We start from the raw sequence: 24238 nt of genomic DNA, 5'->3' as shown, positions 1-24238 counted from the left end.
TAGCGACTAGCTGGCTTCTACTTGGTGGAGCCGTCGAGCTCAGCGAGCTTGGCGCGTACTGCGGAAGCAGGCGGGTTGGTCTCGTAGGTGCCGTCAGAGTAGAGGACCGTGGGCACGATGCGGTTGCCGTCGTTAACCGACTTGATCCACTCGTTGATATCCTCGGTGCCTTCGGCCTCGGCGTCGACAAGCGCATAAGGCGTCTCAGTGCGGTTCAAGCCCTTGAGCAGCTTGGCGCAGAATGGGCACCAGTCGGCGTAGAAGATGGTGACGTGCTCGGTAGTCTCAGGTGCTGCCACGGTCATTTAAGCGGCGTCCTTTCGCTCGTAGGTTAAGAATCGGTACTTCATAGGCAACTCACTCGGCGGTTGGCCCGGAATTGTCAAGTGGCCCTTCTCAGATGTCAGCCAGTCGGTGCTTGCCGACAATCCAAAAGAATCAGGCACTTCAGGAGCATAAACGGCGGCGTCGCCGTAAATATTCCCAATGTTGACTCCCATGAGGGTTATCTCAATGATGTCCACATCATCGATAGTGGAGGAATAGATCTGCCCGCCGCCGAGGAACCAGGCGTCGTCAAGCGTGTGCGTAAGTTGTGAAATGTTAGCGGTGACCTGGGCGCCAGCGGACCAAGCGCCAGGTGCCTTGCGGGACAAAACGTAGTTATCGCGGCCCGGCAACGGGCGGAACTTCGGGTTCAGCGACTCCCACGTGCGCCGGCCCATCCCCACCGGCGAGCCGATGGTGACCTCTTTGAAGTGCTTGAGATCCTCCGGAACATGCCACGGCATCGCCACGCCATCGCCGATGACGCCGTCCAAGGACTGCGCCCAAATAGCCCCCAGCATTAGACGGAAACCTGCGCTTTGATGGTGGGGTGGGGATCGTAGCCTACGACCTCGAAATCGTCGAAGGTGTAGTCGAACAATGAGTCAGCCTTGTGCAGCTTGAGCTGCGGGTAGGGGCGTGGCTCGCGGGAGAGCTGCTCCTTGACCTGCTCAATGTGGTCGTTGTAGATGTGGCAGTCGCCGCCAGTCCAGATGAGCTCGCCGACCTCCAGACCAGCCTGTTGGGCAAACATGTGGGCCAACGCGGCATAGGAAGCCAAGTTGAAAGGCACGCCTAGGAACATGTCCGCCGAACGCTGATAGACCTGCAGGGAGAGCTTGCCGTCTGCCACGTAAAGCTGGAATAGCAGGTGGCAGGGCATAAGCGCCATCTTGTCTAGTTCTGCCACGTTCCAGGCGGAGACCAAGTTGCGACGAGAATCCGGATTATTCTGCAGTGTGTCCAGAGCCTGCTGGATCTGGTCAACATGCGTGCCATCCGGGGTAGGCCACGAGCGCCACTGGACGCCGTAGACAGGGCCCAGCTCGCCATCGGCGTCAGCCCACTCATTCCAGATACGGACGTTGTTGTCCTGCAGCCACTTCACGTTGGAGTCGCCCTTGAGGAACCACAGCAGCTCGCCGATAACACCGTGGAAGTAGACCTTCTTGGTAGTCAGCAGCGGGAATGACTCGGCCAGGTTATAGCGCAGCTGCGCTCCGAAAATAGAGCGCGTGCCGGTGCCAGTACGGTCACCTTTTTCTGTGCCTTCTTCCAAAACTTTGCGGAGGAGGTCCTCATATGGGGTCTGGATCATGGTGTCGAGTGTAGCAACTCTCGCGCGAAGTTTTTAACTTCTGCTGGCAGGCTAGAAGCTGCCGTTTGCCTCCGCGTAGGCATTAGCGTGCTCCAAGATCTCATCGGCCAGCTCAGGGCGGCAGATGAGAAGGTCGGGGATGAAGGTGTCCTCGTTGTTGAAGCGGATCGGAGAGCCGTCCAGGCGGGAGCAGTGCAGGCCTGCTGCCATCGCCACGCCTACTGGTGCAGCCTGGTCCCACTCGTACTGGCCACCAGAGTGAATGTAGCCATCGAAGTCGCCAAGAAGGACGTGCATGGCCTTCGCACCAGCGGAGCCGATGCCGACGGTCTCAAAGCCCATCTTCTCAGCGATGTGGGAGGCCACCTGCGGCGGACGGTTACGGGAGACCACGAACTTCTTGGCCAGCGGGCCGGTCACCGCGCGGGCGTCGGACGAACGGAAGGTAACGCCCAAGTCCGGCATCGCCACGGCGGCGTGCTCCGGAATGCCGTTGATGACGAGCGCAATGTGCACGGCCCAGTCCTGGCGGCCGGTGGCGAACTCCTTGGTGCCGTCGAGTGGGTCAACGATCCACACGCGGTCCTTCTTCAAGCGGCTGAGGTCATCAGCCGCTTCTTCGGAGAGGACGCCATCAGCCGGACGGTGCTGGGCGATGACGCGGGTGATCCATTCTTGGGCGGCTTCATCGCCGGCGTCGCCAAGCGCAAGCCCGCGCAACAGGCCACCATTGCGCACGCCCTTGAGGATCTCACCACAGCCGTTGGCTAATGAATTGGTAAGGCGGGAATCTGAAATCTCGACGGTCATGTATGCCAGATTACCGCGCGCGTTAAAGTAGGGCATGTCAAAAAATATTCTTGGCCGTTTCCGCCCGCAAGTAGGGCAGTGGTTTGAGGATGTTTTCGCAGCGCCCACGCCTGTTCAGGAACAAGCCTGGGACAAGATTTCCCAAGGCGCGCACGCGCTCGTGGTAGCCCCGACTGGTTCTGGTAAAACCTTGGCGGCCTTTCTGTGGGCACTAAATTCCTTGGTGGAAAAGGAAGGGCAAACCGCCTTGCCCGTGGGCCCGGCAGTACGGGGCGGGGCGCAGGGCGTGAAGGTGCTGTATATCTCCCCGCTGAAGGCGCTCGGCGTGGACGTGGAGAACAACCTGCGCGCGCCGCTCAAGGGCATCGCGCGCACGGCAGAGCGCTTGGGGCTCGACGTGCCGGACATCACCGTGGGCGTGCGCTCCGGGGATACGCCTTCGGCCGAACGCGCACGGCAGATCCGAAAACCCCCGGACATCCTCATCACCACGCCGGAATCGGCCTACCTCATGCTCACCTCCAAGGCGGCGGGCATCCTGGCCAGCGTGGATACGGTCATCATCGACGAGATCCATGCGCTTGCCGGAACCAAGCGCGGCGTCCACTTGGCGTTGACTCTGGAACGTCTGGCCGCGGTGGCTGGCGAGTTCCAGCGCATCGGACTTTCGGCTACGGTGCGTCCGCTTTCGGCGGTCTCTAACTTCTTGGGTGGGGATCGCCCCGTGGACATTGTGGCCCCACCAGCGCTAAAGCGCTGGCAACTCGATGTCCATGTGCCCGTGGAGGACATGTCTGACCTACCGACGCCGGAGCAAGGTTCCACCATTGGGGAGATGACCGTTGACGATCCGCTGGGTATCACCGGCACCTTCGACGGGGCTCGCCTGCAGGCTTCGGACTCCGCCTTGCCCACGGCCAAGTCCATCTGGCCCTTCATCGAGGAGGACCTCTACTCCGAAATCATGGAGCATCGCTCGACCCTCGTCTTTGTGAATTCGCGGCGCACTGCCGAGCGTCTTACCTCCCGGCTCAACGAGCTCTACGCGCAGGAGCACGATCCGGAAAGCTTGTCGCCGGCCACGCGCCGGGACCCGGCGCAGCTGATGAAGCAGGTCGACGTCGCCGGCACAGCGCCTGCCGTTATCGCCCGTGCACACCATGGATCGGTGTCCAAGGACGAGCGCCTGCTTACGGAGACGATGCTCAAGGAAGGCTCCCTGCGTGCTGTGGTGGCCACGAGCTCGTTGGAGCTCGGTATCGACATGGGCGCGGTGGAGCTGGTGGTGCAAGTAGAATCACCTCCTTCAGTGGCTTCTGGCCTGCAGCGCGTGGGCCGCGCCGGGCACTCCGTCGGTGCGGTTTCGCAGGGCTCCTTCTATCCCAAGCACCGGGCGGACCTGGTCCAATCGACGCTGACGGTCTCCCGCATGCGCGAAGGCCTCATTGAGGAGATGCATTCGCCGCGTAATCCTCTGGACGTTTTGGCGCAGCAGACGGTGGCGGCGGTGGCTGCTGCCGAGGTTGCGCCGGTGACTGTGCGCGGTGTGCAGCCGGGTGCTGAGGGCTTCGGGGAAGCCGACAGCGTGGGCGGCCTTGATGCTGATGCCTGGTACTCCATGGTGCGCCGCGCCTGGCCTTATTGTGACCTGGCCCGGGAGGTCTTCGACTCGGTCATCGACTTGGTCTCTGGGGTTTATCCCTCGACTGACTTCTCTGAGCTCAAACCCCGCGTGGTCTATGACCGCATCACGGGGATGCTGAGCCCGCGCCCAGGCGCGCAGCGAGTGGCCGTGACCAACGGTGGAACCATCCCTGACCGCGGCATGTTCGGTGTCTTCCTGCCTGCGGGTGGGGAGAACAGCGGCCCGCGCCGCGTGGGTGAGCTCGACGAGGAAATGGTCTACGAGTCCCGCGTGGGAGACATCTTTACTCTGGGCGCCACGAGCTGGCGCATCGAGGAGATCACCCGCGACCAAGTCATCGTGACTCCCGCACCGGGGCACACCGGGCGCTTGCCCTTCTGGAATGGCGATCAAGCCGGGCGCCCGTATGAACTGGGCCAAGCACTGGGTGCGTACCGCCGCGAAGTCCACCAGGACCCGTCCGTCGTGCAGGACGCCGATGAGAACGCCGCGCGAAATATCGCGGCCTACCTCCAAGAACAATACGAGGCCACAGGCATCATCCCGGATGAAAAGACGCTGGTGCTCGAGCGATTCAAGGACGAACTAGGGGACTGGCGCGTGGTCCTGCACAGCCCGTTTGGCCGCGGCGTTAATGCCGCGTGGGCGCTGGCCGTGGGGCAGCGCGTGGCGGAGCTGACCGGCATGGACCCACAGGCGGTGGCCGGCGATGACGGCATCGTCCTGCGCCTTCCCGAAGGGGAGAAGGAGCCGGATGGCTCGTTGTTCGTCTTTGACGCAGATGAGATCACCGACATCGTGACGGAGCAGGTGGGCGGTTCCGCGCTCTTTGCTTCGCGCTTCCGCGAGTGTGCCGCGCGTGCGCTTCTGTTGCCGCGGCGCAACCCCGGCAAGCGCGCCCCCTTGTGGCAGCAGCGCCAGCGTGCGGAGCAGCTTCTCGACGTCGCCCGCAAGTATCCCTCGTTCCCCATCATCCTGGAGACAGTCCGCGAGTGTCTGCAAGACGTCTACGATCTTCCCGCGCTGACAGAGACCATGCGGGAGTTGGGGCACCGACGCGTGCGCATTGCGGAGGTCACTACGGAGCAGCCTTCGCCTTTTGCCTCCACGCTGCTGTTTAATTACACCGGCGCGTTTATGTACGAGGGCGATTCCCCGCTGGCAGAAAAGCGCGCGGCTGCCCTAGCCCTCGACCCAGCTTTGCTGTCAAAGCTGCTGGGAACGGTGGAGCTGCGGGAGCTCCTCGACCCAGAAATCATCGCTCAGGTCCACGCACAGCTGCAGCGTACAGCCGAGGACCGCCGCGCCCGCACCACGGAGGAGGTCGCGGACCTGCTGCGGTTGCTTGGCCCCATTCCTGTCGAGGAGATGGCCGAGCACACGAATGTCCCGCTCAGCGCCATCGAATCCTTGGGTGCGCGCGTGATGCGGGTACGCATTGGCGGCCGCGAGCACTTCGCGCAGCCACTCGACGCCCCGCTGCTTCGCGACGCCCTCGGCGTCCCCGTCCCGCCCGGCGTCCCGGCGCAGCAAGCCACCATCACAGATGCCCTGCAGCAGCTTGTCTCGCGTTGGGCACGCACCCGCGGCCCATTCGTGCTGCGGGATCTGCAGGATGCTTTCGGCCTGTCAGCATCGACTGCGCACACAGCGTTGCAGTCCATCGACACCATCGTAGAAGGCCGCTACCGTCAAGGCATCGAGGAAGCAGAGTATTGCGCGGCTGAGGTGCTGCGTACGATTCGCTCCCGTTCCCTGGCCGCCGCGCGCGCCGCGACGGAACCTGTCAGTGCGGCGACCTTTGGCCGCTTCTTGCCGGACTGGCAGCAGGTGGCCCCCGTGGGCAAGCGCCCAGTCCTGCGCGGTGCTGATGGAGTCTTTAGCGTGATTGAGCAGCTCGCGGGCGTGCGTTTGCCGGCCTCGGCGTGGGAGTCGCTCATCTTGCCCGCGCGAGTGGGGGACTATTCGCCGACGATGCTCGATGAGCTCACCGCAAACGGCGAGGTGCTCATCGTCGGTGCAGGTAAGGCTGGTGCGAATGACCCGTGGATCATGCTGCTGCCTGCCGACTACGCGGCGCAGCTGGCTCCGCAGCTCGAACCAGAGGAGCTGGGGCTCAGCATGCTGCAGTCTGCAACGCTGGAGGTCCTGCAGCGCGGCGGTAGCTTCCTGTTCGGTGACATTCTCTCTCAGGTGCCCGGCACCGCGGATGAGCTGCGCGAAGCGTTGTGGTCGCTGGTGGAGATGGGCCTGGTCAGCCCGGATTCCTTTGCGCCGATTCGCACGCACGTGGCCACGGCGGGCTCGCGGTCAGGGGCTACTGCACACCGCGCTAAGCGACGCCCCACCCGTTCCCGCCTGCGCATGGGCCGCACGTCTTTTGCCCAGTCGCAGCGTGCAACCTTGACCCCGCCGGACGTGGCGGGGCGTTGGGCGCTGGCAGTGCCGGCGGCATCGGAAGCAACGGCTCGCTCTTTGGCACACGGCGAGGCCTGGCTTGACCGCTACGGCGTGGTCACGCGCGGGAGCGTCGTCGCTGAAGATGTGCTGGGCGGCTTCGCGCTGGCGTATAAGGTGCTTTCCGGCTTCGAGGAGTCCGGCAAGGCCATGCGTGGCTACGTCATTGAAGGCCTGGGTGCGGCGCAGTTCTCGACGCCTGCTGTCATCGACCGCCTGCGCGGGCTCGCGGATTCACCGGACGTGACCGGCTGGCCGTCGGGCACGCAGGAGCCGCAGACTTACCTGCTCGCCGCGGCGGATCCGGCGAACCCCTACGGTGCGGCGTTGCCGTGGCCGGAGACGGAGGGCTCGCCCACGCGCGCGGCGGGTGCTTTGGTCGTGCTCGTGGACGGCCTGCCCGTCGCGCACCTCACGCGTGGCGGCAAGACGCTGACGACGTTCCCGGTGCCCGCAGGCATCGATGGCGGCGAGGTCGTGGGCTATATCGTGGCGGCGCTCACTGAGGCCGTCGCATCTGGGCGCCTCTCGCCGCTCACCATCGAAAAGGCCGACGGGGCCTCGGTCTTTGAGACCCCGTTGGCGAATCAGCTGCGCGAGCACGGCGCAGGGATTACTCCGAAGGGCGTGCGGATTTCTGGCAAGCTTTCGACCTCCGTGGCGCCGAGCCGACGGGGCCGGTCGCTGTCCGATGCGCTGGAGTCCGTGCCGGAGCCTGAACCCTCTGATGGTGCTGCCGACGCGGGGCGTGAAGGCTGGCGGTCCGCGCCGGGTGGATTCCGGCCGCGTGGGTATCGGCGCTAGGGATACGACTGGTGCCGCAGCACATCCTGGCTTTGGTTTTGTTGCGTTTTGGGGCTGGTGTGGCGGCGTGAAGCGCCATAAACCCAAAGCTGGGTGAGCGGCGGAGCGTGGATACCAGTGCTAGACGATCTCCTTGGCAACCTGCTGCTGGTAGTGCTTTCCCCATTCGTCCATGGCGTCAAGGATGGGGCGCATGGACTGGCCGAGCGGGGTGAGCGAGTACTCGACGCGGGGCGGGACTTCGGCGAAGACCTCGCGGTGGACGAGGCCCGTGTCTTCCATCTCGCGCAGGTTCGACGTGAGAACCTTCTGGCTAATGCCGGTCACGGAGCGGCGCAGCTCGTTAAAACGCATGGTGCCGTCAAGCAGATCGCGCAGGATCATGGCGCGCCAGCGATTGGACAGAAGCGTGAGTGTCGTCTCGACGGGGCAGGCGGGCAAAGAAGTAATCGGCTGTTTTATGGCTGTGACCTCGATGGTTACTTTTTGGTCCTACTTCCGTAAAGCTACCGCATGTGCGTAAGGCTGGCTTCGACGTTAAAGTTGAACCTGCTGAAGGAGAACTCCCAACAGTCGGAGCAACTCTACTACCTGCGTACGCGCGACGACTTCAATTGGACCTTCGTGTCCCTGGCTGCCGAGTTCGATGCCGAGGGCGAGCGCACCGGCGCGTTCGAGATCATTGAGTCCGACGCGTTTACTGTTGACGCCAACGGCAACAATGAGATTTCCTACGCTGACTACGCCGTGGGCATGGTCGCGCTCATCGAGGCTGGCTCCAACAACCACAAGCGCGTGAATATCCGCCACTAGGCTTCCTCGCATGCGCCCCAGTGTCACTTCGGTGGCGCTGGGGTTTCGTACTGTCTGGGGAGGACCCCAGTTTGGCGCTATTTCTGTAGAAGAGTAGGAATGGAAAGCGGGACCGCTTTCTGCGGCCGCACTACGAACCACGAAGAGGAGTACCCACCATGCGTCTCAAGCGCCAACTGCCCCAAGTCTCAGAACTAAAGAACCTCATGCGCTTTGAGAGGCCGACCCTCGACCGTCGCGCCGCGCGCCTTGCGGAGGCCGCGGACGTGTGGGATCTCCGGAAAATCGCCAAGCGTCGCATCCCTAAGGCGGCCTTCGACTATGTGGACGGCGCCGCGCGCGACGAGGTTACCTATGACGAATCGCGGGAGACCTTCCGTTCCATTCGCCTGCTGCCTAACGTGCTCACGGGTGCCACGGAGCTCGACCTGTCCGTCGACATTGCGGGTGGGCGTTCCGCGCTGCCGTTCGGCATTGCGCCGACCGGGTTTACGCGCTTTATGCATGCCGAGGGCGAGGATGCGGGGGCATCGGCAGCAACGGCGGCGGGTATCCCGTTCACGCTGTCGACAATGGGTACTCGCTCCGTGGAGGAGGTCGAGCGGGCCTCCGGACGCGGCCGCCGCTGGTTTCAGCTCTACCTGTGGAAGGACCGCGCGGCCAGCGCGGAGTTGCTGCGTCGCGCGGCAGCGAGTGGCTACGACACACTCGTCGTCACCGTCGATACCCCGGTCGCGGGCCAGCGCCTGCGCGATACGCGCAACGGCATGCGCATCCCGCCGCGGCTCACCGCTGGCACCGTTCTTGACGCCGCGTGGCGTCCGGAGTGGTGGTTCAACTTCCTCACGACGGACCCGGTCACCTTCGCGTCGCTGACCTCGACGACGGGTACTTTGGGCGAACTCGTCAACACGATGTTCGACCCGGGTCTCAACTTCGATGACCTCGAGTGGATTCGCGAGCAGTGGGACGGAAAGATGCTCGTCAAGGGCATCGTCAATCCTGCTGACGCCCGCACGGTGATCGAGCTCGGCGCCGATGGCGTGGTGGTCTCCTCGCACGGCGGCCGCCAGCTCGACCGCGTGGTCAATACGCTGCGCGCTCTCGAAGCCATCCGTGCGGAGCTCGGCCCTGACGCCGAGATCGTCTACGACTCCGGCATTATGTCCGGCACCGATATCGCGATTGCCCTGGCACTCGGCGCGAACTTCGTGCTCATCGGCCGCGCCTACCTCTACGGTCTCATGGCCGGTGGCCGCGAGGGCGTCGACCGCATCATCGAGCTGCTCACCTCTGAACTGGAGACTGCCTGCACGCTGCTTGGCGTGTCCTCGGTGCGTGACCTCAAGCGCGAGCATGTCATCACGCCGTGGGAGCGTGGGGCGTCGGTGCCGGGAGTCACACCGCAACGCTCCTAGGCGCAGTGCGGCGCGTTATGTGCAGCCAGTCTCCTGCACAATTATGGAAAATATGTCTCGACGCTTCGAGACCTACATGGGTTAAGGTGGGCATGTCAATGTACATGACTCACTTTTGACTCGGGGGTACACATTGTGGACGTTTCTACGTTCCCAGTGACTCTAAGAACAGCGCAACTATTGTTCGATAGCATTCCGGCAGTACGCACGCGTAGGTATATGGACATTGTTGATCGTGGCGACATGAGGCTGGCGGCTCGTTTGTATCTATGGAACTCGTACCTAGCTGCCACGGTTCAACGCACGACCGGAATAGTTGAGGTGCTTCTGCGGAATGTCATTGATACTTCATTCGCGCAATGGAATTCTGGCGAGCCTCGCTGTGGTTCCTCGGAGTGGATTGAATATCCCGAGGCGGAATTGGCGAAAATCGTGCTGGGGAGACGGAACCGGAGCAGAGGACTTGCTAGTTATTCGGATGTGTCGTCTGTGCGGGGTATCCCTACCCATGATGATTTAGTCGCGGGACTTTTTTGGTTCGTGGGTGCGGTTGCTGCCAAATAAGGCAGCTGCCAGCAATCCTGAAAATCCACGCCACGTTCTTTGGGAGGAAGCGATTGCACCTCACCTATACCAAGATGATTGGGTGGTTTTACCAAAAGGTGCGCTGAGATCCTTAGGTGGAGGAATCGGGCCTCCCATCATCGGCCATTGATTTTTGATCTTAAGGCCATCGCCAATGTGCATCAGGCGTGCATCGAGACCGCAAGAATGATGAATCCGGGAATGGGGGCGTGGATTAAGAGCGAACGATGGATCCTTCTTGCATTGGAAAAGGATCCACGGTTAGGGAAAGAAAAATAAAGGGCGGGCCGTCGCATCAAGTGCGGGGCCCGTTGCCTATTTGCCGCTGAGCGGCTTCGTAAGAACGATACTAACGATGTTGTTTATAAAATTCAATCACCCGACGAGACTCATTAAAATTCCCACTACGACGCACGGATTCTGCTCCGTTGCGATTATCCACAACGCGCCAGGGATGTTGGAGCGTTCTGCGATTTCGAGTTAGCTTGCAAGCCCGTTGTGGGCGAGCGCCGTAATCCAGATGTGCGCCGCAGCAAAGAGCAGGCCCGCGGCGGTGAGTAGGTGGTGACGCAGCGCCGCGCTGCAACTGATGAACATGACAGCGGGGAGCAGTGCGAGTTCCAGACCGGTGACGAAGGTCGGCGTGTGCAGGTACGGAACCCACGTTGCGCAATAGACTGTGAGAGCGGCGGCGCTCAGACCGAAATAGGTCCAGCGTGCGCCGCGCGTGCGGAGCTCAACTCTGCCCACGCCGAGCGGGAGAACCACGAGGATTATGCACGCACAGCGGGCGATATTCTCAGCCACCGTGAGCGCGACGGGGACGTCCACCGGCGGTTGCGCGTCGCTGTTGCCGCCGGCGAGCGCCCGATGATATTCGGCACGAGCAACATCACGAGTCGGCCGGCGCCGTAGGCGTTGAGCCAGTTGAATGTCATGATGACTCCTTACGGTTTCAGTTTGGGGCTGGCGTAGAATCGCCAGTCGTTAAAGAAGGAGTGGTGCTGCATGCCTGAGGGTGATTCCGTCCTGCAGTTGGCCGAACGCATGCAGTTCATGGTGGGCCACGAGGTGACTAAGACCTCGGTGCGGGTACCGCGCTATGCGCTCGCACGCTTTGACGGGATGGAGTGCGTGGCTGTGTGGCCCTATGGCAAGCATCTCTTCATGGAATTCGCGGGCGACGAGGACGAGCCGCTCATTCTGCATACGCACCTGAAGATGGAAGGCCAGTGGCACATCCATTACGCCGGGGACAGGTGGCGCGCGCCGGGGCATACCGCACGCGTGGTGTTGCAGCTTGCTAATGAACCGCGCGATATCGAGATCGTCGGTCATACTCTCGGGTTCGTGGAGGTCTATCCGGAGTCGGATTACCTAGGGCGCATCGAGCATCTGGGCCCAGACATCCTCGACCCGGACTGGGAGATAAATGGCGGGCGCGAGGAGGCGATTTGGCGCATCGAAGCGCGCCCGGAACGCGCCATCGGTGCGGCGCTGCTCGATCAGAAGAATGTCGCGGGCATCGGCAACGAGTACCGTGCAGAGGCCTGCTTTATCGCGGGCATGCATCCCGCGGAGCGTGTTGGCGACGTCGACGTCGAGAAGATCGTGGACGTCTCGCGGACAATCATGTGGGCCAATCGGTTCTCGCTCATTCGCGTCACCACGGGGGTACGCCGCGCCGGGGAGACGACGTACGTTTTCGGACGCACTAACGCACGTTGTCGGCGGTGCGGAACACCCATTGAAAAAGGGGTGCTGGGCGGCGTCGATGCCGGTGGCGACGAAGGGGAGTTGGAGCGCATTATCTGGTGGTGCCCGCACTGTCAGCCGGGCCCGCGCGGCGCGTAGGCGCTAGCCCCGCCCACAGAAAATGCTTGACATCGTGAGGGGGACCACACTACTTTTCACTTAAAGTCATAATGACCTTAACTAAAAGTGGAGGTGAGCGGCCCATGAGCGGCTGGCAGAAACTCAACGTCGCGGAGAGGCGGCGGCAGTCGCCGCGCGTCGCCGTGTCCACCGTGGCCTTTGCGCTGCGGCCCCCGGCGCATGCGCGTGTCCACGCCAAAGACGAGGAGCAGGGCCTGTGGCTGCCCCTCGTGCGCCGCGTGCGTGCACCCTTTAAAGATGCGTGGGCGCTGCCCGGCGGGCCCACCGCCTGGAACCAGACGCTGACGCAGACCGCGCACGCGACCTTAGTGGCGGCCACGCGCATCGAGCCTAGCTATCTGGAGCAGCTCTACTCTTTCGGTTCGGTCGAACGCAGCGCGGATGCCGAGCGCCTTGTCACCATCGCCTATTGGGCGCAGTACAGCGCGCGCGATGCCGCAGGCGCCACCGCCGCGGCTGGGGAGGACACCAACGTCGCGTGGTTCCGCGCCGACGCCCTGCCGGATCTCGCCTTCGACCACGGGGAGATCATCGCGACGGCGCTCACAAGGCTGCGCTCGCGCACGGCGTATGCCGCCGTGGCGCACCGCTTCCTCGACCCCGAGTTCACGCTCGCGCAACTGCGCGAAGTCCACGAGATCATCCTCGGCCACCCGTTGGATCCGGCGAATTTCCGAAGACAGATGCTGGCGTCGAAGACGTTGGAAGAAACCGGCCACTCCCTGGCGGGCGTGAAGCATCGACCCGCAAAAACCTACAGGTACCGCCCCGAAGAAGACTAGAAAGAAGACCACCATGCCCAGCGTGCGCGAACTCATCAGGCTTGCTGCAAAGGACGAAGCCTGCGGCAGCGATCTTGCCCAAGACCCATGGGCGCTTAATCAGAACTCGAGCTACGGCCCGGGCGCCTCCATCGCGGACCCGTTCCCTGAACATGCGCCCCACCAGAGCGCGCTTCCGGAGCGCTACACCCAAGCCAGCCCCGAGGAACTCGACGCCATGATCACCGCGGCGAAGGACACTTTGGGCGAACGCGTGAAGATCCTCGGTCACTTCTACCAGCGCGACGAGGTCGTGACATACGCGGACTTCGTGGGCGACTCCTTCAACCTGGCGAAAGCCGCGAAGGCGCATCCGGAAGCAGACGCCTTCGTCTTCTGCGGCGTGCACTTCATGGCGGAGACCGCAGATATCCTCTCGGGCGCGGACCAGGCTGTCATCCTGCCTAATCTCGCTGCGGGTTGTTCCATGGCGGATATGGCAACGCTCGCGCAGGTCGAGCGCGCGTGGGCTGACATCACGGCGGCCATCGAGGCACCCGTCCCGGTGACGTACATGAACTCGGCGGCGAATATCAAGGCCTTCTGCGGCCGCAACGAAGGCATCGTGTGCACCTCCTCGAACGCCACGACGGTCCTCGAGTGGGCCTTTGAGCAGGGACAGCGCGTGCTCTTCCTGCCGGATCAGCACCTGGGCCGCAATACCGCGCACGCCATGGGCATCCCGGACGAGGAGATCGTGCTGTGGAACCCGCGGAAGGGCCTCACCCCGGAGGAACTCGAGCGCGCTCGCGTCATCGTGTGGGATGGCTTCTGCTCCGTGCACAAGCGCTTTACCGTCGCTCAGATTGAGCGCGCCCGCGCCGAGTTCCCCGGCGTGCGCGTCATCGTCCACCCCGAGTGCCCGGCACCCGTTGTGCAGGCTGCCGATGCCGCCGGTTCCACCGAGCTCATTCGCCGCGAGGTCGCAGCCTCCCGGCCGGGCGACGTGCTCGCCATCGGCACGGAGATCAACCTCGTTAATCGCCTCGCCGCGCAGTACCCGGACCGCACCATCTTCTGCCTCGACCCGGTGGTCTGCCCGTGCTCGACGATGTACCGCATCCACCCGGCCTACCTCGCGTGGACGCTCGAGTCCCTCGTCGCTGGCGAGATACCCAACCGCATCATGGTCGACGACGCGGTGGCAGCCGATGCCCGCGTCGCTCTCGAACGCATGCTCGCCGCCCATCCGAAGGTGGCTTAGATGCGTCACGTTCTCGTTGCCGGCTCCGGCGTTGCAGGCATAAGCGCGGCCCTCGCCGCCCACGCTGCGGGCGCACACGTCACGCTCGCCTATCCTGGCCCCTCCATTCAGGGAAGCGCGGGCAGCACGCAGCTTGCCCAAGGCGGAATTGCAGCGGCCCTCGCCCCGTCGGATACCTGGCAGTCGCACCTCGCCGATACCTTGGCCGCGGGTGCAGGTCTCGTCGACGAGCGCGCCGCCCGCGAGCTCGTGCGCCGCGGCCGGGAGCGCGTCCGCGCGCTGCTCGACGCAGGTTTCCCGGCCGACCGCCGCAGTGACGGAACACTGGACCAAGGGCTGGAAGCCGCGCACGCCTTCTCGCGCATCGTCCACGCGAGCGGTGACCGCACGGGCGCGGAGCTCCATGAGTTCCTGCGCGGCGAGGTCGCGCGGACCCCTGGGATCACTCAGCTACCGGAGCACGCGCTACATTCGCTCGTCCTGCGCGACGGCGTCGTGACCGGCGCGGAAACGAACCGGGGCATCCTGCTTGCCGATGCCGTCGTCCTCGCCACCGGCGGATATTGCGGGGTATACCCGCGCTCGACCGGCGCGCCCGGAGCCACCGGCCAGGGCATTCTCGCCGCTGCGCGGGCCGGTGCGCTCGTCGCGGACATGGAATTCGTGCAGTTCCATCCCACGGTGCTCGAAGGCACGCGCCACCTCATCTCCGAAGCCGTGCGCGGCGCCGGTGCCGTGCTTCGCGACGACGCGGGCCGGCGCTTTATGCTCGACGTGGATCCGCGCGGGGAGCTCGCGCCGCGTGACGTCGTGGCGGCTGCCAACTTTCGTGCGCAGAATGCGACGGGCGGGCATATCTGGCTCGATGCCACGGCCGTCGAGGGCAACGAGCCTGGTCGCCTCGCGGCTGAATTTCCCGGCATCTCCTGCATGCTCGCTGCCGAAGGCTACGACTGGACGCGCGAACCCGTGCCCGTCGCGCCGGCCGCGCACTATTCAATGGGCGGCGTCGCCACGGATATCCATGGACGCACGAGCGTGCCGGGACTCTACGCCGCTGGCGAGGCCGCGAATACCGGCGTGCACGGTGCTAACCGCTTGGCCTCGAATTCGTTGCTCGAAGGCCTCGTCTTTGGCGACGCAGCAGGCCACGCGGCCGCCGCAGATCCCACCGCGGCCGCAAACGGAGAGTGGCGCTTCGACGATTCGCGACTGCACGGTGCCCTCATGGACATCGCCCCGGCCGCACGGGCCGGCAACGGCACGCTGGCTGACGCCCAGCACGCCATCGCGGCAGGCCTTGGCATCGAGCGCGATGGGGCGGGCATTCGCGACGCCGCCGCCACCTTGGCGACCGTGACGGATGAGGCGGCGGCGGACGTGGTGGGCATCGGAAAGCTCATCGCCGCGGGCGCACTGGAGCGCACCGAGTCGCGCGGCGCCCATCAACGCACCGATTATCCGCACACCGACCCGCGCCAGGCACACGCCCGCGCGCAGCGATTGAAAGCTGAGGTCACCGCATGCTAACTTCCGAGACCATCCGTACTGCGGTCTCCGCGGCCCTGCGCGAGGATGCGCCGTGGGGCGATATCACGGCCGAGGCCGCGATCCCGGCGGAGGCAACGCTGCGCGTGGCCGTCGTCGCGCGTGAGCCCGGCGTCTTCGCCGGCGGCGCCGTCATCGAAGAAGCCTTCCGCCAGGTGAGCGTCGCCGTGGCGGAGCTCGCGCCCGAGGGCACGCGCTTTGCCGCGGGCGAGCGCCTGGCCGTGGTGGAGGGCCCGGCGCGGGCAATTCTCACGGCGGAGCGCACGGCGCTCAACTTCGCACAACGCATGAGCGCTATTGCGACCCTCACCGCGCGCTTCGTGGAGCTCGCGGGGCCTGCACGCATTGCGGATACCCGCAAGACGACGCCGGGCCTGCGCGCATTCGAAAAGCACGCGGTGGGCGTGGGCGGCGGGACGAACCACCGCTTCGGGCTCTCGGACGCGGTGATGGTGAAGGATAACCATCTGGCGGCGCTCGGCGTGGCGCAGGCCCCGGCCACGGCACTCACGGCGGCGCTGCGCGGACTGCGCGAGCGAGTGGGGCATACAACGTCGATCATCGTGGAGGTCGACCGACTGGGCCAGGTCGAGGCCGTTGTGAACGCGGGCGTCGACACGATCTTGCTTGATAACTTCTCGCTCGAGGATCTACGGGCGGCGGTGGAGCTCATCGCAGGCCGTGTGACCGTGGAGGCGAGCGGTAACGTCAATCTCGAGACGGTCGCAGAGATCGCGGCGACGGGCGTGGACGTCATCTCCGTCGGCGCAATCACTCACAGCGCGGGCGTGCTCGACTTGGGGCTCGACGAGCTGTGATGTACCTCGATGCCGCAGCGACGGCGCCGCTGCGCCCCGAGGCGCGTGCCGCGATGGAGCGCGTGTGGGACGCAGGGCAGGCGAATGCCTCGAGCCTGCATGCCGCGGGCGCGGCGGCGCGCCGGGAACTCGAGTATGCGCGGGAGACGGTCGCCGCAACTTTCGGCGTGGCTCCGGAAGGCGTGGTCTTTACCTCGGGCGGGACTGAATCGAATAACTTAGGCGTCTTCGGTCTGGCGCTGGCGCACCCACGCGGGCGCCGGATTGTGACGACGCGCATTGAGCATTCCGCAGTGGCGCAGTCGGTCGCCTACCTGGAGCGCATGCATGGCTTCGCGGTCGACTACGCGGACGTCGACGCGACGGGACGCGTGGAGATGGGGGAGCTGGCGCCGGAGACGACGCTCGTTGCGATGGGCGCGGCGAACTCGGATATCGGAACCGTGCAGGACGTCGCTGCGGTGGTGGAGCGCGCTCATGCGGTGGGGGCGCTGGTCCACCTCGATGCGGTTCAAGCCGCGGTCGCGTTGCCCTTGAGCCTTGCGGCAGACGGGTGGCCGGGACCGGGGCCGGATGCGGTGGCGCTGGCCTCCCATAAATTTGGCGGCCCGCAGGGCGTGGGCGCGCTGCTTCTGCAGCGGGCGGTGGAGCTTGAGCCGTTGCTCCACGGCGGCGCTCAGGAAGGCGGGCGGCGCGCCGGGACGGAGAATGTCGCAGGCATTGCAGGATTTGCGGCGGCCGTGGCAGCGCAGCGGCGTGACGTCGCACAGCGCGCGGTGGTGCTCATGAACAGCCGGGATGCGCTCATCGCTGCGGTGCTGGAGCGGGTGCCGAGTGCGCGGCTCACGGGGCACCCGGAGGAACGTCTGCCTGGACATGCCTCGTTTGTCGTCGACGGCGTCTCCGGCGACGCGCTGCTGGTGGCGCTGGACGCGGCGGGAGTGGCGGCATCGGCAGGCTCAGCGTGCGGGCGGGGGACCTCGCCGGTGCTGACGGCCTTGGGCCTAAACGGGGAGGAAGCCCTGCGCTTTAGCTTGTCGCGGCCGCTGGAGGAGCGGGACATTGCGCTCATTACCGGGGTGATGGCGCGCGAGGTCGCGCGTTATGCGGGGAGTTGATCCTCGACGTAGGTCTGGCGGGATGCGAAGTAGCCGGCGACGAGGGTAACGGGGCCGATGGCGGCCATCACCGTGAGGGGAATGAAGAAGGAGTCGGTCGCCTCGTGCGCGGCGCCGGTGAGCAGGGGACCGAGCGAGGCAAAGGTGTAGCCCACACCTTGGCCGAAAGAGGTGAGTGCGGTGGCACCCTCGAGGGTGCGTGCCCTGATATTGACGAGCACCATGCCCATGGGGAAGATGACTGTACCTACGGCGGCGAGCGTGACCCAGAGCCACGGCGCTGCGAGCGGGGCGAAAGCAAGGCCCAACAGCGCGGCAGAAAAGAAGACCGCGGACATGATGACGACGGGGAAGACGTTGGCCAAACGACCTGCCAGCCACGGGCCGACGATCGTGACAGGAATGCCCAGTGCGCTGAAGATGGCGAGCATATTCGCCCCATACTGCGCGGTTTGGCCCGCGTCGGTGAAGATCTGCGGGATGAACGTCATCATCGTGTAGGCCACGAGCGAATTGGAGCCGAACATGAAGGCCAAGCCGACGCCGATGGTGGTGCGCCACACCGGCAGACGGAAGTTGGGCTCGGGCGCGGTGTTGATGGGGTTCGGGCCGCGGCGGATGAGCAGAGGCATCCAACTCACTGCCGCGATGGCGGCGAGCACACTCCAGGAGCCAAGCGAAATCTGCCAGCCGGGCAGGCCCATGTTCTCCGCCCAGTCCATCATGGGCACGGCTACAATGGGTGCTGCGGCGAGCATGATCTGACTCGACATCATGAAGGTGAGCGACATGCTGGGCACGTGACGCGGGAAGTATTCGCGCACGACAAGCGGCATGGTCGCGTTGAGGATGCCGATGGCAAACAGCGCGATGAGTGAGCCGACGAGCAATAGCCACTCGTTGGGATAGACGACGCGCAGCAGCTGGCCCACGGCGGTAAGTCCGAGCGCGAGGAGCATCATCTCGCTGAGCGTGAAGCGTTCCTTGATGCGGGGGAGCACGAATGCCGAGACCGCGAACATCGCCGTGGGCACCGTGCCGATGATGCCAACCATGGTTCCGCTCATGCCGGTGGAGGCTTGGATCTCCGGAATGAGTGGGGAGATCGCCGTGATGACGGAGCGCAAATTCACCGCGGCCAGGATGATAGCGATAAGTGCAGTGATGCGCGGATAGCGGATGTTCTTGGGCGGGGTCGGTGTGCTCATGACGGTGCTTAATCTTAGGCGCTGGTGACGCTGGCGGCGATCCGAGCGTTCCGCCCCGCGCCCCGCAGGTCTGTGCGGCTAGGCTGGGGCTCATGAAGACGGTTCTCAACGTGATGTGGTTTATCTCCGGCGGCTTCTTCCTCGCCTTGGGCTACTTCCTGGCAGGTATCCTCGCCTGCATCTTCGTGGTCACCATCCCCATGGGCGTGGCCTCGTTCCGCATGGCACGCTTTGCCCTGTGGCCCTTTGGCAAGACCGTCGTGCAGCCTGCCCGAGGCACCGGCGGCATGTCGGCCGTCTCCAACGTGTTGTGGTTTATCGTTGCAGGTCTCTGGCTGGCCATCGGCCACGTCGCCACCGCGCTCGCGCAGACCGTGACCATCGTGGGTATCCCGGTGGCCCTGGCTAACCTCAAGATGATCCCGGTGACCTGCTTCCCGTTCGGCCGCAAGATCGTGGACTCGGATGTCATCCCGCACGGCTGGGAGCCCATGATCAAGCTCTAAGAGTTTTCTCCAGAAACCGGTTATCGGCAGCGGACATGGGATAGGCTGACGATAACCTGGTTCTCATTTTTTACAAGGAGTTCGTCATGCCTGGTTTTAGCCTGGATAAACTGCAACAGCTCGCCGGCCCTGCCGCCGCGGTGGTCGCGCTCATCATCACGCTGATCGCCTCCCTCGTGCCGGGACTCGGGTCAAGCGCCCCGACCGAGACGAAGGGCACCGTCATCTTCACCGTCGTGGACCGCGTCGGCCTTCCCATGCGGTGTTCCTACACGAGCACGTGGCCGGAGATCCAGACCAAGGAACTCAAATTCACCGCGGAGAATGGCACCGTGGGCTTCGACGCCCCAGCCGGCACCACCGTGGACGTGACCTTCGACTGCCCGGCTGGCACGGCCACCGCCAGCGCGACCGCACCGGAGACCGGCGTCGCACAGAAGAAGGTCACTGTGGACGGCTTTGCGTTGAGCTCGAAGAATGAGGGATCGAGCGCAGCGTAAACGCAGACCACACTGGAAATATAGGGACGCCACGGTTGATGTGGGCGTCCCTATTTCTTATAGACACCTCCGCGCGCACCGAGGGTAAAAATCTTGATGACGAGTAGTCCTTGGTCAACGGTGTACCCCACGTGGTACCTTCCCACGCGGATGCGATAGCCCTCTCGCCCTTGGAGTTTCTCGTAGCCCGTGGGGAATGGATCGGTCTCGAGAGCATCGATGGCACCCTGCATGGCGGAGTACGCAGCGGGATCATGGCGACGAATTATGCGCCACTGTCGTTCGGCGAGCGTCCTAAAGGTTATCTCGAAGACCACAGAATGAAGAACAATCAGAAATGGTACACACAGTATTTTTGTAAACTCTGTACCTACTGGCACTACTTTGGCTGGCGATATGACGCCACGTGAACGCGAAAGCTCCATTTCGCTGCGTCACCGACGCGAAGAATTGGGCGTTACTATTGATGAAAGTCGCTGTACCGGGAAGCGGACGATCGTTACCCGCACTGGGAAACGCGTTGCGGCAACCGTTCCCGTCAGTGATCTAGAAAGGCTTGAGGAGCTCGCATCCTTCCTTTGCTGGTCATTGCGACGTCTTATGTAAGCCAGGGGATAGGCTGGGGCGGGGTGGCCTCCTCCGATGAGGAAGGCGTGCCGTTGAGCGAGGTGACTTCGGACGGAGTGATTCTCAACGTCGTGGGGTTCTTGGCGTTCTCCTTCGTCCTCGTGCTGCCTATCTACTTGGTCCGCAGGCACGTGTGGGATAAGAAGCAGCAGGACGCGTCCCAGTCCTAAAAAGAAACTCTCAGTTCCACCGCGATGGTGAACTGAGAGTTTCTCCGTAGCGCGCTACCGGCGAGGCCGGGACGCGCGATGTGGTCTTAGCGGTTCTGGCGGTACCAGCGCACGAGCTCGTCGGTGGAGGAGTCACCGGAGTTGGCGGCTTCTTTGCCGGAGACGGCAGGAGCGAGGTCGTTCGCCTGCTGCTTGCCCAGCTCCACGCCCCACTGGTCGAAGGAGTTGATGTCCCAGATGATGCCCTCAGTGAAGACGATGTGCTCGTAGAGCGCAATCAGCGCACCGAGAATCTCCGGGGTCAGTTCCTCCGCGAGGATCGTGGTGGTGGGGCGGTTACCCGGCATGACCTTGTGCGGAACCACTGCCTCGTCCACGCCTTCAGCGGCGATCTCCTCGGCAGTCTTGCCGAATGCCAGGACCTTAGTCTGCGCGAAGAAGTTGCCCATCAGAAGGTCATGCATGGAGCCGGTGCCGTCGGAAGCAGGGAAGTCCTGCTTCGGGCGAGCGAAACCGATGAAGTCAGCCGGAATGAGGCGGGTGCCTTGGTGCATCAGCTGGAAGAAAGCGTGCTGGCCATTGGTGCCTGGCTCGCCCCAGAAGATCTCACCGGTGCCGGTGGTCACGGCGGTGCCGTCGCGGCGCACCGACTTGCCGTTGGACTCCATGGTCAGCTGCTGGAGATAAGCCGGGAAGCGGCCCAAGTCCTGGGAATAAGGCAGGACCGCGTGGGTCTGTGCGCCGTGGAAGTTGGAGTACCAGACACCGAGCATGCCCATCAGAACCGGGACATTGCTCTCCAGCGGGGTGGTGCGGAAGTGCTCGTCCATGGCGTGGAAGCCCGCGAACAGAGCCTTGAAGTTATCCGGGCCGATGGTGCACATCAGGGATAGACCAATCGCGGAGTCCATGGAGTAGCGGCCGCCCACCCAGTTCCAGAAACCAAACATATTCTCGGTGTCGATGCCGAAGGCGGCGACCTTCTCAGCGTTGGTGGAAACTGCAACAAAGTGCTTGGCCACTGCGGCTTCGCTGCCCAGCTGCTCAATGAGCCATGCGCGAGCAGCGTGCGCATTGGTCAGGGTCTCCTGGGTGGTAAAGGTCTTGGAGGCAACTATGAAGAGGGTCTTGGCAGCGTCGAGGCCATCGAGTGCTGCAGCCATATCTGCCGGGTCTACGTTAGAGACGAACTTGGCCTTGACACCAGCGTCTTCGTAGGCGCGCAACGCCTTGGACGCCATGGCCGGGCCAAGGTCAGAGCCACCGATGCCGATGTTGACCACAGTGGTGATGCGCTCACCGGTGTGGCCGAGCCACTTGCCGGAGCGGAGGGCGTCGGCAAAAGTGCTCATGCGGTCCAAAACCTCGTGGACGTCAGCGATGACGTTCTGGCCATCGACGTTGAGCTCGGCGTCGGCAGGCTTGCGCAGCGCGGTGTGCAAGACGGCGCGGTCCTCGGTGTTGTTGAGGTGCTCGCCGGCGAACATAGCGTCGCGGCGGCCCTCAACGTCGGCGGCGCGGGCGACGTCGACAAGCGCTGCGAGAACGTCAGCATCCACAAGGTTCTTGGAAAGATCGACGTGCAGGCCCGCAGCATCAAAAGTCAGGGTGGTGGCGCGGGACGCGTCGGCGGCGAAAAGCTCACGCAGGTTGAGGTTCTTCTTCTCTTGGAACAGCTGCTCAAGTGCGGTCCACTGGGGCTGTGCGGTGATGTCCATTACAAGGGCCTTTCTGGCATTAGTTAGACATGAGTTTTTACCCAATCCACCGTAGTCCACTGCCGCGACTTTCGCCGTCGCTAGCCGGCTGTCCCAAAGACAAGAAATTACAGAACCATCGCGCCAATCCAGCCGGCGATCAGCAGCGGGATGTTGAAGTGGAGGAAGGTCGGGATGACCGAGTCACGGATGTGATCATGCTGGCCGTCAGCGCCCAAGCCCGCAGTCGGTCCCAGCGTGGAGTCGGAGGCGGGGGAGCCAGCATCGCCCAGCGCGCCTGCTGTACCCACGATTGCCACCGTGGCAGCCAGGCTAAAGCCCAAGGACATGCACAGCGGGACGTAAATGACCGTAATGATGGGAAGGGTGGAGAAGGAGGAACCGATGCCCATCGTGACGATGAGACCCACCAAGAGCATGGCTCCGGCCGCCAGCATCTTGTTGCTGCCGAAGGCATCCGCAGTGGCGGTGACGAGCTCCTCGACCTCACCTGTTGCGCTCATGACTGACGCGAATCCTTGGGCCGTAATCATGATGAATCCGATGAGCGCCATCATGCGCATGCCATCGGAGAAGACATTGTCTGCCTTGCGCCAGTTCACCGCACCGGTGATGAGTAGGATGCCCAGGCCGGTCAGTGCGCCGACCATCAGGCCGTCGGATTCGAAGTCCAGCGATTGCATGATGATCTGCACGGCGAATGTTGCCACAATTGCGATAATGCTGACCCAAATCTTGTACGGTGCGGGCGCTTCCTCGGTGGGCTCTTCGTCAGAGATTGGGGCGTCGGCGTAGTCGCGTGGTTTGCGGTAACTGATGAAGATGGCGATGAGCAGGCCGGACAGCATGCCCAGTGCCGGGATGCCCATGACCTTCATGATGGAGATGCCATCGGTGTCGAGGCCGGCCTCGTTGATGTTGAACAGCAAGATGTCGTTCAAGAAGATGGAGCCGAAGCCCACCGGCAGGAACATGTAGGTGGTGACTAGGCCGAAGGTCAGGCAGCAGGTGATAAGTCGGCGGTCGATGCACAGCGCGTTCATCACCTTAAGTAGCGGCGGCACGATGAGCGGGATGAATGCAATGTGGACGGGAATGACGTTCTGGCTCATCACGGCCATGGCGATGAGACCCACCACCAGGATCCATTTGGTGGCAGACGCCGCGCTTGGCGACGCCCCATTCGCGGTACCGGCTGTCGCCGGGCTGATGCGGCGGATAAGGAAGTTAGCTAGCAGCTGGGGCAGGCCCGTTGCGGCAACGCCCATGGCGAAGGCGCCGAGGAGTGCGTAGCTTAGCGCGATCTTGGCACCGCCGCCGAGACCGTCCTGGAAAGCAAGCATTGTGGCATCGAGGCCCATGCCTGAGAGGAGGCCGCCGGTGAGGGCTCCGAGAAAGAGCGCGACGACCACGTGGACGCGCAGGAGCGCGAGGGCCAGCATGACGATAACCGCGATGAGAACAGCATTCATGCTGATGAGATTACGGTATTTTATCCAGAAAACTGAAATTTATTGATTGTGATTAGCCGAGCTTGCCGCGGCCCATGCGCAGCAGGGCAGAGGCGATTGCGGGCCCTTCTTCGCCGAGCTCGTCGCGGAATTCGTTGAGGATGGCGATTTCGCGGGTGTGTACTAGCTTGGTTCCGCCCGAGCTCATGCGGGTGCGGCCAATGGTGCGTGAGATCTCGGAGCGGCGCTTTACTGCATCGAGGATGACTCGGTCGAGACGGTTGATCTCGAGGCGATAATTTTGAATCTCCGCGTCGGTGAGGGGATCGTCAGTGCCGGAAGGCATGCGGATCTCCATGCCGTTATCAACGACGTTGACGTCATGAGCGTCGACACCAGCGGTGGTGTCGCCGTGCTGATCGGGAGTTTCGTGTGCAGTGGACATAGACACTGATTGTGCCACTCGGAAACTAAAA

23 protein-coding genes are annotated in these 24238 nt (G+C 63.7%); 12 read left to right on the top strand and 11 right to left on the bottom strand.

Annotated features, from left to right (window positions below):
- Nucleotides 1-17: 17 nt before the first annotated feature.
- The 4 genes from HMPREF3148_RS06095 to HMPREF3148_RS06080 are packed head-to-tail and all read right to left on the bottom strand — an operon-like array spanning nucleotide 18 to nucleotide 2455.
- Nucleotides 18-305, bottom strand: a complete 288-nt coding sequence (locus HMPREF3148_RS06095) for a glutaredoxin domain-containing protein (RefSeq protein WP_005530251.1) — start codon at nucleotides 303-305, stop codon at nucleotides 18-20.
- A complete protein-coding gene (locus tag HMPREF3148_RS06090) occupies nucleotides 306-848 on the bottom strand; it encodes a dihydrofolate reductase (RefSeq protein WP_070508900.1) in 543 nt (180 codons plus the stop codon).
- Complete coding sequence (locus tag HMPREF3148_RS06085) at nucleotides 848-1645, bottom strand: thymidylate synthase (protein ID WP_049062782.1); 798 nt, start codon at nucleotides 1643-1645, stop codon at nucleotides 848-850. Before HMPREF3148_RS06085 ends, HMPREF3148_RS06090 begins: the two co-directional genes overlap by 1 nt.
- Before the next feature lie 51 nt (nucleotides 1646-1696).
- Nucleotides 1697-2455, bottom strand: a complete 759-nt coding sequence (locus HMPREF3148_RS06080; RefSeq protein ID WP_034657244.1) for a 3'(2'),5'-bisphosphate nucleotidase CysQ — start codon at nucleotides 2453-2455, stop codon at nucleotides 1697-1699.
- A gap of 34 nt (nucleotides 2456-2489) precedes the next feature.
- Between HMPREF3148_RS06080 and HMPREF3148_RS06075 the strand changes: the two genes are divergently transcribed.
- A complete protein-coding gene (locus HMPREF3148_RS06075) occupies nucleotides 2490-7361 on the top strand; it encodes an Lhr family ATP-dependent helicase (protein WP_070508898.1) in 4872 nt (1623 codons plus the stop codon).
- A gap of 120 nt (nucleotides 7362-7481) precedes the next feature.
- Here the strand turns inward: HMPREF3148_RS06075 and HMPREF3148_RS06070 are convergent, their stop codons facing one another.
- Complete coding sequence (locus HMPREF3148_RS06070) at nucleotides 7482-7802, bottom strand: winged helix-turn-helix transcriptional regulator (protein WP_256364828.1); 321 nt, start codon at nucleotides 7800-7802, stop codon at nucleotides 7482-7484.
- A gap of 72 nt (nucleotides 7803-7874) precedes the next feature.
- Between HMPREF3148_RS06070 and HMPREF3148_RS06065 the strand changes: the two genes are divergently transcribed.
- Nucleotides 7875-8174 carry an NAD(P)-dependent oxidoreductase gene (locus tag HMPREF3148_RS06065; RefSeq protein ID WP_005530239.1) on the top strand — a complete coding sequence of 100 codons (300 nt, stop codon included), beginning with the start codon at nucleotides 7875-7877 and terminating at the stop codon, nucleotides 8172-8174.
- A gap of 158 nt (nucleotides 8175-8332) precedes the next feature.
- Nucleotides 8333-9592 (top strand): alpha-hydroxy acid oxidase, encoded by a 1260-nt coding sequence (locus HMPREF3148_RS06060; RefSeq protein ID WP_005530237.1) that lies wholly within the window; start codon nucleotides 8333-8335, stop codon nucleotides 9590-9592.
- 1065 nt (nucleotides 9593-10657) lie between these two features.
- Here the strand turns inward: HMPREF3148_RS06060 and HMPREF3148_RS06050 are convergent.
- A complete protein-coding gene (locus HMPREF3148_RS06050) occupies nucleotides 10658-11008 on the bottom strand; it encodes a hypothetical protein (RefSeq protein WP_046646878.1) in 351 nt (116 codons plus the stop codon).
- A 177-nt stretch (nucleotides 11009-11185) separates the two neighbouring features.
- Between HMPREF3148_RS06050 and HMPREF3148_RS06045 the strand changes: the two genes are divergently transcribed.
- From HMPREF3148_RS06045 to HMPREF3148_RS06020, 6 genes are all read left to right on the top strand, one after another.
- Nucleotides 11186-12031, top strand: coding sequence for a DNA-formamidopyrimidine glycosylase family protein (locus tag HMPREF3148_RS06045; RefSeq protein WP_049062786.1), 846 nt, complete (start codon nucleotides 11186-11188; stop codon nucleotides 12029-12031).
- A gap of 104 nt (nucleotides 12032-12135) precedes the next feature.
- A complete protein-coding gene (locus HMPREF3148_RS06040) occupies nucleotides 12136-12855 on the top strand; it encodes an NUDIX hydrolase (protein WP_049062787.1) in 720 nt (239 codons plus the stop codon).
- Nucleotides 12856-12868: 13 nt separating this feature from the next.
- The gene (nadA, locus tag HMPREF3148_RS06035; RefSeq protein WP_070508896.1) at nucleotides 12869-14098 is read left to right on the top strand and encodes a quinolinate synthase NadA; all 1230 of its coding nucleotides are present in this window, start codon (nucleotides 12869-12871) and stop codon (nucleotides 14096-14098) included.
- On the top strand, nucleotides 14099-15628 hold the full coding sequence (locus tag HMPREF3148_RS06030) for an L-aspartate oxidase (protein WP_049062789.1): 1530 nt from the start codon (nucleotides 14099-14101) through the stop codon (nucleotides 15626-15628). It abuts the gene before it with no gap.
- The gene (gene nadC, locus HMPREF3148_RS06025) at nucleotides 15622-16464 is read left to right on the top strand and encodes a carboxylating nicotinate-nucleotide diphosphorylase (protein WP_005530220.1); all 843 of its coding nucleotides are present in this window, start codon (nucleotides 15622-15624) and stop codon (nucleotides 16462-16464) included. The genes HMPREF3148_RS06030 and nadC overlap by 7 nt, the downstream gene beginning before the upstream one ends.
- Complete coding sequence (locus HMPREF3148_RS06020; protein ID WP_049152335.1) at nucleotides 16464-17582, top strand: cysteine desulfurase family protein; 1119 nt, start codon at nucleotides 16464-16466, stop codon at nucleotides 17580-17582. Before nadC ends, HMPREF3148_RS06020 begins: the two co-directional genes overlap by 1 nt.
- Here HMPREF3148_RS06020 and HMPREF3148_RS06015 read toward each other — a convergent pair.
- Nucleotides 17567-18790 carry an MFS transporter gene (locus tag HMPREF3148_RS06015; RefSeq protein WP_049159258.1) on the bottom strand — a complete coding sequence of 408 codons (1224 nt, stop codon included), beginning with the start codon at nucleotides 18788-18790 and terminating at the stop codon, nucleotides 17567-17569. The genes HMPREF3148_RS06020 and HMPREF3148_RS06015 overlap by 16 nt on opposite strands.
- Nucleotides 18791-18882: 92 nt before the next feature.
- Between HMPREF3148_RS06015 and HMPREF3148_RS06010 the strand changes: the two genes are divergently transcribed.
- Nucleotides 18883-19296 carry a YccF domain-containing protein gene (locus tag HMPREF3148_RS06010; RefSeq protein ID WP_049152329.1) on the top strand — a complete coding sequence of 138 codons (414 nt, stop codon included), beginning with the start codon at nucleotides 18883-18885 and terminating at the stop codon, nucleotides 19294-19296.
- Between the two features lie 86 nt (nucleotides 19297-19382).
- Nucleotides 19383-19796, top strand: coding sequence for a hypothetical protein (locus HMPREF3148_RS06005; protein WP_005530212.1), 414 nt, complete (start codon nucleotides 19383-19385; stop codon nucleotides 19794-19796).
- 50 nt (nucleotides 19797-19846) lie between these two features.
- On the opposite strand, the gene HMPREF3148_RS06000 is transcribed toward HMPREF3148_RS06005, so the two are convergent.
- On the bottom strand, nucleotides 19847-20113 hold the full coding sequence (locus tag HMPREF3148_RS06000) for a type II toxin-antitoxin system RelE family toxin (protein ID WP_053085481.1): 267 nt from the start codon (nucleotides 20111-20113) through the stop codon (nucleotides 19847-19849).
- A 261-nt stretch (nucleotides 20114-20374) separates the two neighbouring features.
- Here HMPREF3148_RS06000 and HMPREF3148_RS05995 point away from each other — a divergent pair, with 261 nt between their 5' ends.
- Nucleotides 20375-20593, top strand: a complete 219-nt coding sequence (locus HMPREF3148_RS05995; RefSeq protein ID WP_005530208.1) for a hypothetical protein — start codon at nucleotides 20375-20377, stop codon at nucleotides 20591-20593.
- Between the two features lie 86 nt (nucleotides 20594-20679).
- Here HMPREF3148_RS05995 and pgi read toward each other — a convergent pair whose 3' ends face one another.
- The 3 genes from pgi to HMPREF3148_RS05980 form a co-directional block, all read right to left on the bottom strand.
- Entirely contained in the window at nucleotides 20680-22311 is a 1632-nt protein-coding gene (pgi, locus tag HMPREF3148_RS05990) for a glucose-6-phosphate isomerase (protein WP_070508894.1), read from the bottom strand.
- Between the two features lie 107 nt (nucleotides 22312-22418).
- Nucleotides 22419-23783 carry a Na+/H+ antiporter family protein gene (locus HMPREF3148_RS05985; protein WP_070508892.1) on the bottom strand — a complete coding sequence of 455 codons (1365 nt, stop codon included), beginning with the start codon at nucleotides 23781-23783 and terminating at the stop codon, nucleotides 22419-22421.
- 52 nt (nucleotides 23784-23835) lie between these two features.
- Nucleotides 23836-24207, bottom strand: a complete 372-nt coding sequence (locus HMPREF3148_RS05980) for a chorismate mutase (protein ID WP_049062796.1) — start codon at nucleotides 24205-24207, stop codon at nucleotides 23836-23838.
- Between the last annotated feature and the right edge of the window lie 31 nt (nucleotides 24208-24238).

It is taken from the genome of Corynebacterium sp. HMSC05D08 (genome assembly GCF_001807215.1).
In the GTDB taxonomy this organism is placed as follows: domain Bacteria; phylum Actinomycetota; class Actinomycetes; order Mycobacteriales; family Mycobacteriaceae; genus Corynebacterium; species Corynebacterium striatum.
The sequence above is the reverse complement of the archived record's forward strand: the minus strand, read 5'-3'. Positions and strand labels throughout refer to the sequence as shown.